The sequence below is a fragment of the Pseudoalteromonas distincta genome (assembly GCF_000814675.1).
Taxonomy (GTDB): domain Bacteria; phylum Pseudomonadota; class Gammaproteobacteria; order Enterobacterales; family Alteromonadaceae; genus Pseudoalteromonas; species Pseudoalteromonas distincta.
The window spans coordinates 1-15,778 of sequence record NZ_JWIG01000021.1; the positions used below are offsets into that span (position 1 = coordinate 1).

General features: G+C 41.0%; 12 protein-coding genes, 1 rRNA gene and 1 pseudogene. 2 read left to right on the forward strand and 12 right to left on the reverse strand.

Going from position 1 to position 15,778, the window contains the following annotated elements; all coding sequences use genetic code 11:
* The 4 genes from QT16_RS12400 to rph form a co-directional block, all read right to left on the reverse strand.
* Nucleotides 1-582 (reverse strand): 16S ribosomal RNA (locus QT16_RS12400); the annotation flags it as partial.
* A gap of 599 nt (nucleotides 583-1,181) precedes the next feature.
* A complete protein-coding gene (locus tag QT16_RS12405; protein ID WP_002958892.1) occupies nucleotides 1,182-1,562 on the reverse strand; it encodes a diacylglycerol kinase in 381 nt (126 codons plus the stop codon).
* 56 nt (nucleotides 1,563-1,618) lie between these two features.
* On the reverse strand, nucleotides 1,619-2,263 hold the full coding sequence (gene pyrE, locus QT16_RS12410) for an orotate phosphoribosyltransferase (protein ID WP_002958891.1): 645 nt from the start codon (nucleotides 2,261-2,263) through the stop codon (nucleotides 1,619-1,621).
* Between the two features lie 18 nt (nucleotides 2,264-2,281).
* Complete coding sequence (gene rph / locus QT16_RS12415) at nucleotides 2,282-2,995, reverse strand: ribonuclease PH (protein ID WP_002958890.1); 714 nt, start codon at nucleotides 2,993-2,995, stop codon at nucleotides 2,282-2,284.
* Nucleotides 2,996-3,174: 179 nt separating this feature from the next.
* Between rph and QT16_RS12420 the strand changes: the two genes are divergently transcribed.
* Nucleotides 3,175-4,035 carry a YicC/YloC family endoribonuclease gene (locus tag QT16_RS12420; RefSeq protein ID WP_039488572.1) on the forward strand — a complete coding sequence of 287 codons (861 nt, stop codon included), beginning with the start codon at nucleotides 3,175-3,177 and terminating at the stop codon, nucleotides 4,033-4,035.
* A 615-nt stretch (nucleotides 4,036-4,650) separates the two neighbouring features.
* Nucleotides 4,651-4,776, forward strand: a complete 126-nt coding sequence (locus tag QT16_RS21080; protein ID WP_275077100.1) for a hypothetical protein — start codon at nucleotides 4,651-4,653, stop codon at nucleotides 4,774-4,776.
* Nucleotides 4,777-4,810: 34 nt separating this feature from the next.
* Here QT16_RS21080 and QT16_RS21040 read toward each other — a convergent pair.
* The 8 genes and pseudogenes from QT16_RS21040 to rpoC all read right to left on the reverse strand — a co-directional run.
* Nucleotides 4,811-5,014: pseudogene (locus QT16_RS21040) on the reverse strand (winged helix-turn-helix domain-containing protein); the annotation flags it as partial.
* A 263-nt stretch (nucleotides 5,015-5,277) separates the two neighbouring features.
* Nucleotides 5,278-5,865 carry a hypothetical protein gene (locus tag QT16_RS20455; protein ID WP_052201246.1) on the reverse strand — a complete coding sequence of 196 codons (588 nt, stop codon included), beginning with the start codon at nucleotides 5,863-5,865 and terminating at the stop codon, nucleotides 5,278-5,280.
* On the reverse strand, nucleotides 5,865-6,569 hold the full coding sequence (locus tag QT16_RS12435) for an AHH domain-containing protein (protein WP_039488575.1): 705 nt from the start codon (nucleotides 6,567-6,569) through the stop codon (nucleotides 5,865-5,867). The genes QT16_RS20455 and QT16_RS12435 overlap by 1 nt, the downstream gene beginning before the upstream one ends.
* 472 nt (nucleotides 6,570-7,041) lie before the next feature.
* The gene (tuf, locus tag QT16_RS12440; protein WP_002958888.1) at nucleotides 7,042-8,226 is read right to left on the reverse strand and encodes an elongation factor Tu; all 1,185 of its coding nucleotides are present in this window, start codon (nucleotides 8,224-8,226) and stop codon (nucleotides 7,042-7,044) included.
* A gap of 62 nt (nucleotides 8,227-8,288) precedes the next feature.
* Entirely contained in the window at nucleotides 8,289-10,403 is a 2,115-nt protein-coding gene (gene fusA / locus QT16_RS12445; protein ID WP_002958887.1) for an elongation factor G, read from the reverse strand.
* Between the two features lie 27 nt (nucleotides 10,404-10,430).
* Nucleotides 10,431-10,901, reverse strand: coding sequence for a 30S ribosomal protein S7 (gene rpsG, locus QT16_RS12450; RefSeq protein WP_010555004.1), 471 nt, complete (start codon nucleotides 10,899-10,901; stop codon nucleotides 10,431-10,433).
* A gap of 97 nt (nucleotides 10,902-10,998) precedes the next feature.
* Nucleotides 10,999-11,373, reverse strand: a complete 375-nt coding sequence (gene rpsL / locus QT16_RS12455; protein ID WP_002958885.1) for a 30S ribosomal protein S12 — start codon at nucleotides 11,371-11,373, stop codon at nucleotides 10,999-11,001.
* Nucleotides 11,374-11,568: 195 nt separating this feature from the next.
* Complete coding sequence (rpoC, locus tag QT16_RS12460; protein WP_039488576.1) at nucleotides 11,569-15,744, reverse strand: DNA-directed RNA polymerase subunit beta'; 4,176 nt, start codon at nucleotides 15,742-15,744, stop codon at nucleotides 11,569-11,571.
* Between the last annotated feature and the right edge of the window lie 34 nt (nucleotides 15,745-15,778).

The window sequence follows — 15,778 nt, forward strand, 5'->3', positions numbered from 1 at the left end:
CCGCCTGCGTACGCTTTACGCCCAGTAATTCCGATTAACGCTCGCACCCTCCGTATTACCGCGGCTGCTGGCACGGAGTTAGCCGGTGCTTCTTCTGTCAGTAACGTCACAGCTAGCAGGTATTAACTACTAACCTTTCCTCCTGACTGAAAGTGCTTTACAACCCGAAGGCCTTCTTCACACACGCGGCATGGCTGCATCAGGCTTGCGCCCATTGTGCAATATTCCCCACTGCTGCCTCCCGTAGGAGTCTGGGCCGTGTCTCAGTCCCAGTGTGGCTGATCATCCTCTCAAACCAGCTAGGGATCGTCGCCTTGGTGAGCCATTACCTCACCAACTAGCTAATCCCACTTGGGCCAATCTAAAGGCGAGAGCCGAAGCCCCCTTTGGTCCGTAGACATTATGCGGTATTAGCAGTCGTTTCCAACTGTTGTCCCCCACCTCAAGGCATGTTCCCAAGCATTACTCACCCGTCCGCCGCTCGTCAGCAAAGTAGCAAGCTACTTTCTGTTACCGCTCGACTTGCATGTGTTAGGCCTGCCGCCAGCGTTCAATCTGAGCCATGATCAAACTCTTCAATTAAAAAGTTTTATGTCTTTCGACAGCTCAATGAATTCTGAATTTTTGTTTTTGTTGCCAAAAACGAATTGACTGTGCGTTATTATTTTCACTTTTAAAAAAAGTGAAATCAAAACAGCTCAAGGCTGAATCTTTTAATAACATATGGTCACTCAGTTTCAATTGAGACTCTAATTTGTTTGCATCACTACCTAAGTAGCTTAGCTGTTAGAACTCAATCTGTACGAGTGCCCACACAGATGATTGCTTTATATTGTTAAAGAACGTTGCGATTATAAAGTTGAACTTTATCTCGCTAGGGCTGCGCATATTACGCTTTCCTATTTTTTTGTCAACACTTAAATTTAAACTTTCTAAAAAGATTCAATCTAAGTTTTACTTAACACCCTGAGTTGTTCGTGCCTCGCTATGCGTTGGCGTTTCCCGTCTCAGTGGGGTCGCATTATAGGGAGATCCAAAAACAGATCAACCCTTTTTTAAAGAAAACTTGAAATAATGTGCTGTTCGCTGAGAATTTGAGCTAAACACGTTAAAAACACAACATAACCATCAAGTTATTAACAACTAAGGGGGTTTAAACCTATTTTATATTAGAAGTAGAGTTAAACGATCTTCATATAGAGGCTTACACCCCAGATGATCAATACGATCGTTAATGAAAGTGTTACGGCTGCAGATCCCATATCTTTGGCTCTACCTGACAATACATGCAGCTCTGTACTTACTCGATCTGTTAATGCTTCAATGGCGGAGTTTAGTAATTCAACTATTAATATAATAAGCAGTGAGCTAATTAGTATTGCCCAGTGTAATAGTGATGAAGCAAGCCAAAATGAAATAGGAAATAATATAAGGCTTAATAGTAGCTCTTGCCTAAATGCTGCTTCTTCTTTAAATGCTGCTTTAAAGCCAAGGTAAGAGCAATAGGTTGCTTTGAAAACACGCTTGAGGCCTAAGCCATTTGGTTTTAATACATCTTTCATTAATAAACTCTATGAATGAAGGTCAAAATAAAGCCCCGCACTGCGAGGCTTTTTATTTATGCTACGCCGTATTGATCACGGTAAGCTTTAACTGAGGCTAAATGCTCATCCATTGTGCCTTGGCTTTCAAGGTAACTGATAAGATCAGCTAATTTTACAATTGAAATCACTTTGGTATTAAAGTCACGCTCAACTTCTTGAATAGCTGATAATTCAGCTTTACCCTTTTCTTGGCGATCTAACGCAATTAAAACACCACTAAGGTCAGCACCATTTTGTGCAATGATTTCCATCGACTCACGAATAGCAGTACCTGCAGTAATTACATCGTCAACTAGCATAATTTTGCCATTGAGTTCTGAGCCTACTAATGTACCGCCTTCACCGTGTGCTTTTTTCTCTTTACGATTAAAGCAGTAAGGTACATCTTTATCATGATGATCCGCTAAGGCAACCGCTGTTGTTGTCGCTATTGGAATACCTTTATACGCAGGACCAAATAATACATCGTACTCTATAGCAGAATCTTCGAGTGCCGATGCATAAAAGCGACCTAAACGCGCTAAGTCTCGACCAGTATTAAACAAACCAGCATTAAAAAAGTAAGGACTTGTACGTCCAGACTTTAATGTAAACTCACCAAATTTTAACACCTGCTTCTCTAGAGCAAATTCTATAAACTCTTTTTGATAATCTTTCATATCTTGTGGCCTACCTATTTATGCTAATGCTTGCTTTTGTACGTCAATAATTTCGCGAATAGAATGTTTAGCTAAAGTAAGTAACTCATCTAGCTCATCAAACGAAAAAGGTTCGCCTTCAGCTGTACCTTGAATTTCAATAATTTTACCTGTTTCAGTTAAAATTACGTTCATATCAGTCTCTGCTGCTGAATCTTCAATGTATTCTAAATCGCTAATTGCTTGGCCTTTGTAAATACCAACTGAAATAGCTGCAATCATATGTTTAAGTGGGTTTGAATTAATCATACCTTTTGCACGCATATGTGTTAGTGCATCAACAAGTGCAACACATGCACCACTTATAGAAGCTGTACGTGTACCGCCATCAGCTTGAATAACGTCACAGTCAATGGTAATTGTGTTTTCGCCAAGTGCTTTTAAGTCAACAGCAGCACGAAGTGCACGTGCAATTAAGCGTTGAATTTCCATAGTACGACCGCCCTGCTTACCACGTGCAGCTTCTCGAGCATTACGCGTATGCGTTGCTCGCGGTAACATACCGTATTCAGCATTGATCCAACCTTTACCCTGACCTTTCATGAAACGAGGAACGCCCGATTCAACAGTAGCTGTACAAAGTACTTTGGTGTTACCAAACTCAACAAGTACTGAGCCTTCAGCATGCAAAGTATAATTACGTGTAAATGTAACAGGTCTAATTTGGTTAGGTGTTCTTTCGCTTGGACGCATTGACGATCCCCTTAATTCAGAATTTGCGACATTATAAGTGTATGTGGGTATAGATACCATGTTGATTTAAATAAATAGCTGTATGCAAAATATTCAGTGTATTAAATTTTCCCTAGAGCTTAAGCAGTGTTACGGTATAATCATCATAATATTGTATTTATAAATTTAGGAAAATATCCATGATCCACAGTATGACAGCTTATGCGCGTCGCGAAATAAAAGGCGATTGGGGTACTGGCACTTGGGAAGTTCGCTCAGTAAACCAGCGTTACCTTGAAACATTTATACGCGCACCAGAGCAATTTCGTGGCATGGAGCCAGTTATTCGTGAGCGTTTACGCAAACACTTACAACGCGGTAAAGTTGAGGTCTTTTTAAAGTTCGTGGCAAATCCAGCCCATGTTGGCGAGCTATCAATTAACCAAGCCCTTGCTGAACAACTAATAAATAGCGCTAAATGGGTTCAACAACAAAGTAGTGGTGATATTAACCCTGTTGATATATTACGTTGGCCTGGCGTTATGGAAGCAGAAGAGCTTGATATGGATAGCGTTAATACAGCATTAATAGCTGGTCTTGATCAAGTAATCGAAGATTTTAAATCTGCACGTGGCGATGAAGGTGCAAACCTTGAAGAAATGATAGCAATACGCCTTGATGCAATTCTAGAGCAAGTAGAAATTGTAGAAACGCATATGCCTGAGATTGCTAAATGGCAGCGTGAAAAACTTGCTCAAAAGCTAGAAGACTTAACAGCAAACATTGACGAGTCACGCCTTGAACAAGAACTAATTTACCTTGCGCAAAAACAAGATGTGGCTGAAGAATTAGATCGCTTAAAGTCTCACGTTAAAGAAACTAAAAAAATCCTTAAAAAAGGAGGTGCATGTGGCCGCCGCTTAGATTTTATGATGCAAGAATTTAATCGTGAAGCTAACACGCTAGCGTCTAAGTCTATCAATAGTGACATCACTACTGCAGCCGTAGAGCTAAAAGTACTAATTGAACAAATGCGTGAGCAGATCCAAAACATAGAATAGCGTTTTAGCCTGTTTCAACTTATTTATAACTCATTAATAAGCCTAGATTTTTCTAGGCTTTTTGTTTTCTACCGTTCATACTAGCCCCCTATTGTACGTGTCCAAGTGGTTACCAAACTACTTGATATCACCGTAACCACTTTTAAAATCCTTGATAGCCATTTTCATACAACTCAATTAATGTAAAAGAAACCAAAACAAAAAATTAAAAATGGTATAGATCCGCTTGCTGAAAGAGATAAGGCAGGGACAGACATTATTATAACAATGAATGACCTATTTAATGACTAGTTTAAAGATAAAAGTAAAGAAGCAAAAAAACAGTTTTTACCTATTAATAAAGCCTTTAAGTTTAATTGGTAGTAACCGTCAACGGTTGGCGGTTTGGTTTTTTAAGCTAAACCGTCTTATATAAATAATGCAATGCCTGTGAAATATTGATAATTTTTATTAGCTATATAGCTAACATCAAATAAGTGAATATATGTCGAGTAGAGCAGATATTGGAAAAAAATAAGTACTAGCAGGAAAGCTTTAGGCTACAAGCAACAAAAGCTATCAGAGATCGCGGGAATTAATAAAACAACGATTTCCGAGATTGAGAACGGTCGCTTTATGGGTTCATTCGATATATTTGAGCGACTGCTTGATGCAGTTGATTTACAATTTGAAGTTACCTCAAAACAACACTCTCTACCAGACTGGGATACCATTGAAGATATATTCTCGGAGGATGGCTAATGAGTGGCACACCACAGCTTCCAAATAAACCTGCTTTAACAAGGTAAGTTTTAGCCCAACTTAAGCGGTGGTAGGCATAAGTTTGCTTGCCGCTAGGAATGCGCAGTTTAAGCTGCTCTACAAATAAGCCTATGCTTTGATAAACGTGTGCTTCAATCTCTTTGAGCTTTACTGTTTCGCCGTTAGCTAAGCATTGCAGTAATGGGGTCATGAATGATTGGTAACCTGGTAACGACATACTATTCCCTGCCAAGCCGTATTAGTTAGTTACTATAAAGCTAATCCATTGTTCTTATTAGTTGAGATAATATACAAATTAAGATTATGGGGCAAAGGTTATGTAAGCAGCTTTACTGTGCTTTATAAATAATTAACCCCTCACAGGGCGCTGAGCTTACGGGTAGCGGGAGGGGTGTTGTTTTATAAAGAGTCTGAAAGTATTGTATTCACAATTAACGATTCATTAGCTACTCAATAAATTAGCTTTTGAGTTGAGCGATACTAAACAAACGGATCTAATAAGTCTTCGTCAAATACTAAACCTTTAAGGTTGTTACTTTGGATAATATTTTTAAACCCATCAGTACAATAAACTTTTTGAGCGCCTTCCAGCTTAGATTTAAATAGCAGTTTATTTTGTATATCGTCTTGCTCAAAGGTAAGTAACTCTAAACCGTCTTCGAAGCCATCTTCGTATTTGGTTAAACACATGTCTTTTTGCTCTTGCCCGAAGGTAAGCAAGTTAAACAATATCATGTTGTTGCCTTCAGCTTTAACGGGTAAAAACTCTCCAAAATTTGCTAAGCGCTCTTTTAACAACTCATATACTGGCATCTTCATTATTAAAAAATGACCTAGCCGCGATATGTCATAGTCTTGCTTTTTAGCTTTACCAAAATAGTCAAAATTTAACCCTTGAGGCCATAGAGGGCTAAATTCGATATTATTTAGTGAGGATGACATAAACATCCTTAGTACAGTATCTGTATCAAGGTCGTTATTTTTCGAAATTGTTTCTGAGAGCTCAACAATATCAAGGTCGATCACGTCGTATGTGTAAGCTTCGTTTTTGATTTGATATACAGTCACTATAAAGCCTTCCAATTTTCATTTTTTGGTTCAAGTAAACCTGCAGGTACAGTACCCGTTTTTATTTTAACTTTAACGGTTCTCAATCTATTCAAAAATAAAGCTTTAGGCGTAGCCGCATTACCAAAGTTAGTATTAATCCATGTCTCATAGTTATATCTGTGTAGCTTTCGATGAGGTGGCGAAGCTGGGCTATCCCAATTTTGCTCTTTATTTTTTTCAAAGTTAATTAACCATACACCGTTGATTGGATCGTTAATACCAACTCCATGCAGATGAAGATTAAGCCTTGTTTGTAACATATTCGCTGACTGGTATTGCCCTGTGCCACAAATAATATGGTGAGCCTCGTGCAGCTTAGTTGGTTTAGGCTCCCCTATTGCAGCCAAGTGACGAGCAAGCTTTTGAGTTGGATGGTGCTTTTCTTGTTTTAATTGCGTGACTGTAGAGCTTGCACTTAGCTCTCGGTATTCTTTTAAATCAGTTTGTAAGCGAGCATGAGCAGTAATTCTCTCTTTCTCTTTTTGCAAATGATTAAAATCACGAGCCATCTTATTTTTAAGATCTTCACTCGCCTGCCCTTTTTGAGCTATTCGCTTGTTATGGAACTCTTTAGCTTTTAACTCATAGTTATAAATAGCCATTTCTAATGGTGAAGGATTTTGAGGTCTCTCGGGATGAGGGTATGCGTGTAGCGGTTTCATAAAACACTCCTCCTTGATTATTTGATTATGATTGGGTGTATAATACAAAAACTAAACAGTTTATCAATTTTTATGTGTGTTATTCGCTACTAGTTTAAGCTTATTTCCTCTTTAGTAAAATAATCTCTATTTATCAGAAACCTATTCCAAGTGGTTACCATAGCGGTTACCAACTGCAATATAAACACACTAAAATTACAATAAGCCAATGATAATATTGAGATTTAAATAATTACTCTATATTCAAATTCAAAATATTGAATAGTTTTCAGCTAAGTATGACACATTCATAACTTATCAAAACCCGAGCTTAGCTCGGGTTTTTAGTAATACCACTAATGATACTTTGAGTATTGTTACCAAGTATCTTCACCTAAGGTTAAAGCGCCATCTTAAATCGTACTTTATTTTAGACATTAAAAAGCCCGAGACTAAGCTCGGGCTTTTTGGTAATAATTAGCTAGGCTAATAATTACGCTACGATAGTTGCTACAACACCAGCACCTACAGTACGACCACCTTCACGGATAGCAAAACGAAGACCTTCATCCATCGCGATTGGTGCGATTAGAGTTACTGTCATCTTGATGTTATCACCAGGCATTACCATTTCTACGCCATCTGGTAACTGTACGTCACCAGTTACGTCAGTTGTACGGAAGTAGAACTGTGGACGGTAACCTTTGAAGAATGGAGTATGACGACCACCTTCATCTTTAGAAAGTACGTATACTTCTGAAGTGAATGTAGTATGTGGGTTGATTGAACCAGGCTTAGCTAGTACTTGACCACGTTCAACGTCTTCACGCTTAGTACCACGTAGAAGTGCGCCGATGTTTTCGCCAGCACGACCTTCGTCAAGAAGCTTACGGAACATTTCAACACCAGTACAAGTAGAACGAGTTGTATCATTGATACCAACAATTTCTACTTCGTCATTGATGCGGATGATACCAGCTTCAACACGACCAGTTACAACAGTACCACGACCCTGGATTGAGAAAACGTCTTCGATAGGCATGATGAATGGCTTATCGATGTCACGCTCTGGCTCTGGGATGTAAGAATCAAGTGCGTTTGCAAGCTCAACAATCTTATCTTCCCACTCTTTCTCGCCTTCTAACGCTTTAAGCGCAGAACCAGCGATTAGAGGTAAGTCATCACCTGGGAAATCGTATTCAGAAAGAAGTTCACGAACTTCCATTTCTACTAGTTCAAGTAGCTCTTCGTCATCAACCATGTCACATTTGTTCATGAATACGATGATGTAAGGAACGCCAACCTGACGAGAAAGAAGGATGTGCTCACGCGTTTGTGGCATAGGGCCATCTGTCGCAGCAACTACTAAGATCGCGCCGTCCATTTGAGCAGCACCAGTGATCATGTTTTTAACATAATCGGCGTGACCAGGACAATCTACGTGTGCGTAGTGACGTGTAGGTGTATCGTATTCAACGTGAGACGTTGAAATAGTGATACCACGTTCGCGCTCTTCTGGAGCGTTATCGATTGATGCGAAATCTTTAGCAACACCGCCATATACTTTTGCAAGTACGTTAGTGATTGCTGCAGTTAGTGTAGTTTTACCGTGGTCAACGTGGCCGATTGTACCAACGTTTACGTGCGGTTTTACGCGTTCAAACTTTTCTTTTGCCATCTTAAAAAATTCCTAATAAAGAAATTAAAGCCTGACTCACTATTGAGCCAGACAAGCTAAAATTATATAACAGCGCGAGCTGAAATTATTGTATCTGCGACATTTTTAGAGGCTTCAGCGTACTTCACAAACTCCATAGAGTATGAGGCACGGCCCTGTGTTGCAGATCGTAAAGCAGTTGCATAACCAAACATTTCAGAAAGAGGAACTTGCGCATTAATTTGCTTAAGTCCACCTAATGCATCTTCCATGCCTTCGATTATGCCGCGGCGACGGTTTAAGTCGCCAACTACATCACCCATATTTGAATCAGGAGTGAGTACTTCAACCTTCATTACTGGCTCTAAAAGTACAGGGTTAGCTTCAAGCGCCCCGTTTTTCATTGCCAGTGAACCTGCTATTTTAAATGCCATTTCATTCGAATCTACATCATGGAATGAACCATCATATAAAGTCGCTTTAACGCCAAGTAATGGGTAGCCTGCCAGTACACCTTGAGACATTTGCTCTTGGATACCTTTGTCTACCGCAGGAACGAATTCTTTAGGAACTGAACCACCTACGGTTTCGTTAACGAACTCGTAAATTGGTGACTCATCATCCGTAATATCCATCGGTTCAAGTTTAATCCAAACGTGTCCATATTGGCCACGACCACCTGACTGACGTATAAACTTCCCTTCAACCTTAACAGTTGAACGAATAGCTTCTCGGTATGAGACCTGCGGCTTACCAACGTTACATTCAACACTGAATTCACGTTTCATACGGTCGACGATGATATCTAGGTGAAGTTCACCCATGCCAGAGATTATAACCTGGCCTGATTCTTCGTCAGTTTGTACGCGAAAAGAAGGATCTTCAGCAGCTAGTTTACCTAGTGCGATACCCATCTTATCTTGGTCAGCTATAGTGCGGGGCTCAACCGCAATAGAGATTACTGGTTCTGGGAATTCCATACGCTCAAGCGTAATAATAGAATTCGGATCACACAGTGTTTCACCTGTTGTTACGTCTTTAAGACCAATAGCTGCCGCGATGTCGCCTGCGAAAACTTCTTTGATCTCTTCACGAGAGTTTGAATGCATCTGTACGATACGGCCAAGTCGCTCACGCTTACTTTTTACTGGATTATATACCGTGTCACCCTGTTTAACAGTACCAGAGTAAACACGGAAAAAGGTCAAGGTTCCAACGAACGGGTCTGTTGCAATCTTAAATGCGAGTGCAGCAAACGGCGCTTTATCATTAGCTGGACGTTCTTCCTCAGTACCATTTTCTAAGATACCTTGGATTTGTTTCACTTGCTCTGGTGACGGCATATATTCAACAACGCCATCAAGCACAGCTTGAACGCCTTTGTTTTTAAATGCGCTACCACAAGTAACTGGAACAATCTCATTTGCTAATGTTCGTTGGCGTAAAGCATTTTTAATTTCTGCTTCACTTAACTCTTCACCTTCTAAGTATTTATCCATTAGTTCTTCTGTTGCTTCAGCAGCGCTTTCAACTAAATGAGCGCGCCATTCTTCAGCTAATTCCAGAAGTTCTGCCGGTATTGCCTCATAAGAGAAAGTCATACCCTGGTCCGCTTCGTTCCAGTTAATCACTTTCATTTTTATAAGGTCAATAACACCTTTAAAGTCGTCCTCAGCGCCTACAGGCAACTGAATTGGAACAGGCGTTGCTCCAAGACGAGATTTCACCTGGCTGACCACTGCTAAGAAGTCTGCGCCCGTGCGATCCATTTTATTTACGAAGATCATTCTCGGAACTTCGTATTTGTTCGCTTGACGCCAAACTGTCTCAGTTTGCGGCTGTACACCAGATGAAGCACAAAGAACAACTACCGCACCATCTAGTACGCGTAAAGAACGCTCTACTTCGATAGTGAAATCTACGTGTCCTGGAGTATCAATAATATTGATACGATGGGCGTCAAATTGAGCGTCCATCCCTTTCCAAAAACACGTTGTTGCAGCAGAAGTGATTGTGATACCACGCTCTTGTTCCTGCTCCATCCAATCCATAGTTGCAGCGCCATCATGTACTTCACCGATCTTATGAGAAAGACCTGTGTAGAACAGAACACGTTCTGTTGTGGTGGTTTTGCCTGCATCTACGTGAGCAACAATACCTATATTACGATAGCGCTCAAGTGGAGTTGTACGTGCCATATGATCCTCTTAAAGGTTAAAGACAGATTACCAACGGTAATGAGCGAATGCTTTATTCGCTTCAGCCATACGGTGAACGTCTTCACGTTTCTTAACCGCAGTGCCTTTATTATCAGAAGCGTCAACGATTTCTTGAGCTAAACGTAAGCCCATAGATTTTTCGCCACGCTTACGTGCAGCGTCTACTAACCAACGCATACCTAATGCGTTACGACGAACTGGACGTACTTCAACTGGTACTTGATAAGTTGAACCACCAACACGGCGAGATTTAACCTCTACCTGTGGACGGATGTTATCAAGTGCAGTTTCAAAGATTTCTAGGTGCGACTTGCCTGATTTCTCAGCAGCCACGTCTAGCGCACCATAAACAATTTTTTCAGCAGTAGATTTCTTGCCGTCTAACATCACGATGTTAACGAATTTAGCAAGAAGTTCCGATCCGAACTTAGGATCTGGAAGAATTTTACGTTGACCGATTACGCGTCTTCTAGGCATTTTGTATCTCCGGTTTATTCAGGTTTGCTCTTTCGAGTCAATCACCCAAAACAATAATTATAAATATTTAGTGCTTGGCCTTACTAACGGAATACAATTACCCTTTAGGGCGTTTTGCACCGTATTTAGAACGAGCTTGACGACGATCGCTAACGCCTGCACAGTCAAGTGCACCACGAACAGTGTGAAAACGCACACCTGGTAAATCTTTAACACGACCACCACGGATTAGGATTACACTATGCTCTTGAAGGTTATGACCTTCACCGCCAATGTATGAAGTTACTTCGAAACCGTTAGTTAAACGTACACGAGCTACTTTACGTAACGCCGAGTTTGGTTTCTTAGGTGTAGTTGTATATACGCGAGTACATACACCGCGCTTTTGCGGACACGCTTTTAGTGCAGCTGAGTTACTTTTCGTAACCTTGCTACGGCGTGGCTTACGCACTAGCTGGTTAATAGTTGCCATTTAAATAGCTCCTGAAATTAAAATTACTACTGAAAAAAATAAAAAAATCCGCCCTTTATTTACGAGCCTGCATTAAGCACACAAGTAAATGGGTGGCGGAATTTTAATGAGCAAAGTTTAACCTGTCAACCTAAACTAATCGTAAGACAGCATATAACTGCCTTACGATCACTTAATCTATTGATTAAGAACAGTTTATTGATTTCCAGACAAATCAGCATTTAGAGCGTCTGTAAGTGCTTGAGTCGCCTCTTCTGCACTTACTGTTTGCTCTTCTACTACTACTTTGCTTTGTTTACGGCGAGCCATACGTTCTTGATGATACGCAAAACCGGTACCGGCTGGGATCAAACGACCCACAATTACGTTTTCTTTAAGACCGCGAAGCTCATCGCTCTTACCATTCACTGCCGCATCTGTAAGAACACGTGTTGTCTCTTGGAAAGACGCTGCAGAGATGAAAGATTCTGTTGCTAGTGATGCTTTTGTGATACCCATTAACTGGATTTCAAACTTAGCTGGTATCTTACCTTGTTTTTCAAGGTCACGGTTTGCGATATTAACGCGCGCCACTTCGATTTGTTCACCAGCTAAGAAGTCAGTATCACCGCCGTGCATAATGGTACATTTACGTAACATTTGACGGATAATTGTTTCAATGTGCTTGTCATTGATCTTAACGCCTTGCAAACGGTAAACCTCTTGCACTTCGTTAACGATATAGTTAGCAACATGAGTCACACCACGTAGGCGTAAGATGTCATGTGGTGATTCAGGACCATCGGCAATAACTTCACCTTTAGACACTTGCTCACCTTTAAACACGTTAAGTTGACGCCACTTAGGAATCATCTCTTCGTAATGATCACCTTCAGCTGGAGTAATAACTAAACGCTTCTTACCTTTAGTCTCTTTACCGAAGCTAATTGTACCAGTTACTTCAGCTAATATAGCTGGATCTTTTGGCTTACGAGCTTCAAATAAGTCGGCTACGCGTGGTAGACCACCCGTGATATCACGAGTTTTCGAACCTTCTTGCGGAATACGTGCTAACACGTCACCTGGGTTTGCTGTAACGCCGTCAATAACTTCAATCGTAGTGAATGAAGGAAGACGTGTTTCTTGCAGACCGCGCTCTTCACTTTCAATGATAAGCTTTGGTTCTTTCGTATTTACTTTAGCAAGATCTTTTACAACTACACGGGTTAAACCGGTTAGTTCATCTGTCTGTGCTTCAGTATTTGAATCATCGATATCGCTGAACGATACTTTTGACTTATGCTCAAGAACGATTGGGTGACTATGCGGGTCCCAAGTAGCAACGATGTCGTTACCTTGAACTTCTGCATTGTCTTGCACTGTTAGTACCGCACCGTAAGGTACTTTATAACGCTCTTTCTCACGACCATGACTATCGATGATAGTAATTTCCGTAGAACGAGAGGTAATAACAATCTTACCGTCTGTGTTTAATACGTACTTAGAGTTATGAAGTTTTAATGTACCGTTAGTTTTAACTTGTACATTATTTTCTGCAGATGCTCTAGATGCCGCACCACCGATGTGGAAGGTACGCATTGTTAACTGTGTACCCGGCTCACCGATTGATTGAGCCGCGATAACACCCACTGATTCACCAGCGTTAATGATGTGACCACGTGCTAGGTCACGACCGTAACAGTTAGCACAAACACCAAAGTCATTATCACATGTGATAACAGAACGTACGCGAACTTCATCTACTGAGTGCTCTTCTAAAAGGTCACACAGTTTTTCGTCAAGCATAACATTACGTTCAACAAGTACAGTATTAGTACCTGGAATTACAATATCTTCAGCAACAACACGACCTAGAACACGTTCGCGAAGTGCTTCTACAACATCACCACCTTCAATAAGCGGTTTCATTGTTAAGCCATCTTCTGTGCCACAGTCATCTTCATTGATTACCAAATCTTGTGCAACGTCTACTAGACGACGCGTTAGGTAACCCGAGTTTGCTGTTTTAAGTGCTGTATCGGCAAGACCTTTACGCGCACCATGCGTTGAGATGAAGTACTGAAGTACGTTTAGACCTTCACGGAAGTTAGCTGTGATTGGCGTCTCGATGATTGAACCATCTGGACGTGCCATTAGACCACGCATACCCGCCAACTGACGAATCTGTGCAGCACTACCACGAGCACCTGAGTCGGCCATCATAAACACTGAGTTAAATGACGGTTGCTCTACTTCTTCACCTTTTGCATTGATAACTGTATCTTTTGACAAGTTAGCCATCATCTCACGTGATAAGTTTTCGTTTACACGTGACCAGATATCGATAACTTTATTGTACTTTTCACCAGCCGTTACAAGACCTGATTGGAATTGTTGGTTGATTTCAGTCACTTCAGCTTCAGCTGATTCAATTATCTGTGCTTTAATCGGTGGGATAACTAAGTCATCAATACCGATAGAAACACCTGACTTCATTGCATAATGGAAACCGGTGTACATAACTTGGTCAGCAAAGATAACTGTATCTTTAAGACCCAGACGACGGTAACACTCATTCAATAAGCCAGAAATCTGCTTTTTACCTAGCGGCTGGTTGATTGACGCAAACGGCATGCCTTTAGGTAAAATTAGAGACAGAATTGCACGACCAACAGTTGTATCGATAACAGTAACAGTGTCTTCTACTATGCCGTCTTCGTTTTTAACTGATTGGCTAATACGTACTTTCACGATTGCATGAAGGTCTGCATTGCCGCTGCGGTATGCTTTTTCTGCTTCTTTTGGATCTTTAAATATCGCGCCTTCGCCTTTAGCGTTAATGCGGTCACGAGTCATGTAATAAAGACCCAATACAACATCCTGTGAAGGAACGATGATTGGCTCACCATTCGCAGGAGATAGAATGTTGTTTGTTGACATCATTAAGGCACGAGCTTCAAGCTGTGCTTCGATTGTTAACGGTACGTGTACCGCCATTTGGTCACCATCGAAATCGGCGTTGTAGGCCGCACATACTAATGGATGCAAATGAATCGCTTTACCTTCGATAAGCACAGGTTCAAACGCTTGGATACCCAAACGGTGAAGTGTTGGTGCACGGTTAAGTAATACTGGATGTTCACGAATTACTTCGTCAAGTACATCCCATACTTCCGGAACTTCACGTTCAACCATCTTCTTAGCTGCTTTGATTGTCGTAGCCATGCCGCGACGCTCTAACTTGCCATAGATGAATGGTTTGAATAGCTCTAGTGCCATCTTCTTAGGAAGACCACATTGGTGAAGCTTAAGTGTAGGACCTACTGTGATTACAGAACGGCCTGAATAATCTACACGCTTACCAAGTAAGTTCTGACGGAAACGACCTTGCTTACCCTTGATCATATCAGCAAGAGATTTAAGAGGACGTTTGTTAGAACCTGTAATTGCACGACCACGACGACCGTTATCAAGTAGCGCATCTACCGCTTCTTGTAACATACGTTTTTCGTTGCGTACAATAATGTCTGGTGCTGCTAAATCTAGTAGACGCTTAAGACGGTTATTACGGTTAATAACACGACGGTAAAGGTCGTTTAGATCAGATGTCGCAAAACGACCACCGTCTAATGGTACTAATGGGCGTAGATCAGGTGGCAATACTGGAAGTACTGTCATGATCATCCACTCAGGGTTATTACCTGATTGGTGGAACGATTCCATTAACTTAAGACGTTTAGTGATTTTTTTACGCTTAGTTTCAGAGTTAATTGTTGGTAACTCTTCACGCATCTCAGCAATTAATTGAGCAAGATCAAGTTCACGAAGCAAGTCTAAAACTGCTTCAGCACCCATCTTCGCTTCAAATTCATCACCGTGCTCTTCTAGTGAATCTAAGTATTCTTCTTCACCTAATAGTTGACCACGCTCAAGCGTTGTCATACCAGGCTCAGTTACTACGAATGATTCGAAGTAAAGAACACGTTCAATATCACGAAGCGTCATATCTAGCATTAAGCCAATACGTGACGGTAATGATTTTAAAAACCATATATGTGCAACTGGGCTCGCAAGGTCGATATGACCCATACGATCGCGTCGCACTTTAGTGAGTGTTACTTCAACGCCACACTTTTCACAGATCACACCACGGTGTTTAAGGCGTTTATATTTACCACATAAACACTCATAATCTTTCACTGGGCCGAAAATACGGGCACAGAATAAGCCGTCGCGCTCAGGCTTGAAAGTACGGTAGTTAATAGTCTCAGGTTTCTTTACTTCACCGTATGACCATGAACGAACCATGTCTGGTGAAGCAAGACCAATGCGAATTGCATCGAATTCTTCGGTCTTATTTTGTTGCTTCAGAAACTTAAGTAAGTCTTTCACCTTAGCTCTCCTGTCGGAGTTAATCTTGAGGACG

Coding starts and splice junctions, on each gene's coding strand:
- QT16_RS12405 (WP_002958892.1), bottom strand. CDS start 1,562: ATGAAAGATGTATTAAAACCAAATGGCTTAGGCCTCAAGCGTGTTTTC.
- pyrE (WP_002958891.1), bottom strand. CDS start 2,263: ATGAAAGATTATCAAAAAGAGTTTATAGAATTTGCTCTAGAGAAGCAG.
- rph (WP_002958890.1), bottom strand. CDS start 2,995: ATGCGTCCAAGCGAAAGAACACCTAACCAAATTAGACCTGTTACATTT.
- QT16_RS12420 (WP_039488572.1), top strand. CDS start 3,175: ATGATCCACAGTATGACAGCTTATGCGCGTCGCGAAATAAAAGGCGAT.
- QT16_RS21080 (WP_275077100.1), top strand. CDS start 4,651: ATGGGTTCATTCGATATATTTGAGCGACTGCTTGATGCAGTTGATTTA.
- QT16_RS12435 (WP_039488575.1), bottom strand. CDS start 6,569: ATGAAACCGCTACACGCATACCCTCATCCCGAGAGACCTCAAAATCCT.
- tuf (WP_002958888.1), bottom strand. CDS start 8,226: ATGGCAAAAGAAAAGTTTGAACGCGTAAAACCGCACGTAAACGTTGGT.
- fusA (WP_002958887.1), bottom strand. CDS start 10,403: ATGGCACGTACAACTCCACTTGAGCGCTATCGTAATATAGGTATTGTT.
- rpsG (WP_010555004.1), bottom strand. CDS start 10,901: ATGCCTAGAAGACGCGTAATCGGTCAACGTAAAATTCTTCCAGATCCT.
- rpsL (WP_002958885.1), bottom strand. CDS start 11,373: ATGGCAACTATTAACCAGCTAGTGCGTAAGCCACGCCGTAGCAAGGTT.